Annotated in this window: 1 protein-coding gene; it reads left to right on the top strand. The window is 61.9% G+C overall.

Annotated features, from left to right (window positions below; all coding sequences use genetic code 11):
- Position 1 precedes the first annotated feature (1 nt).
- Positions 2-838: a sulfonamide-resistant dihydropteroate synthase Sul1 gene (gene sul1 / locus EKA13_RS27405; protein ID WP_024193717.1), complete on the top strand. Its 837-nt coding sequence runs from the start codon at positions 2-4 to the stop codon at positions 836-838.
- Positions 839-862 lie beyond the last annotated feature (24 nt).

Below are 862 nucleotides of genomic sequence, written 5' to 3'. Positions count from 1 at the left end.
GGTGACGGTGTTCGGCATTCTGAATCTCACCGAGGACTCCTTCTTCGATGAGAGCCGGCGGCTAGACCCCGCCGGCGCTGTCACCGCGGCGATCGAAATGCTGCGAGTCGGATCAGACGTCGTGGATGTCGGACCGGCCGCCAGCCATCCGGACGCGAGGCCTGTATCGCCGGCCGATGAGATCAGACGTATTGCGCCGCTCTTAGACGCCCTGTCCGATCAGATGCACCGTGTTTCAATCGACAGCTTCCAACCGGAAACCCAGCGCTATGCGCTCAAGCGCGGCGTGGGCTACCTGAACGATATCCAAGGATTTCCTGACCCTGCGCTCTATCCCGATATTGCTGAGGCGGACTGCAGGCTGGTGGTTATGCACTCAGCGCAGCGGGATGGCATCGCCACCCGCACCGGTCACCTTCGACCCGAAGACGCGCTCGACGAGATTGTGCGGTTCTTCGAGGCGCGGGTTTCCGCCTTGCGACGGAGCGGGGTCGCTGCCGACCGGCTCATCCTCGATCCGGGGATGGGATTTTTCTTGAGCCCCGCACCGGAAACATCGCTGCACGTGCTGTCGAACCTTCAAAAGCTGAAGTCGGCGTTGGGGCTTCCGCTATTGGTCTCGGTGTCGCGGAAATCCTTCTTGGGCGCCACCGTTGGCCTTCCTGTAAAGGATCTGGGTCCAGCGAGCCTTGCGGCGGAACTTCACGCGATCGGCAATGGCGCTGACTACGTCCGCACCCACGCGCCTGGAGATCTGCGAAGCGCAATCACCTTCTCGGAAACCCTCGCGAAATTTCGCAGTCGCGACGCCAGAGACCGAGGGTTAGATCATGCCTAGCATTCACCTTCCGGCCGCCCGCTA

The sequence above is a fragment of the Pseudomonas defluvii genome, from assembly GCF_001695625.1.
Classification (GTDB): domain Bacteria; phylum Pseudomonadota; class Gammaproteobacteria; order Pseudomonadales; family Pseudomonadaceae; genus Aquipseudomonas; species Aquipseudomonas defluvii.
This window is presented reverse-complemented; position numbering and strand designations above follow the sequence as displayed.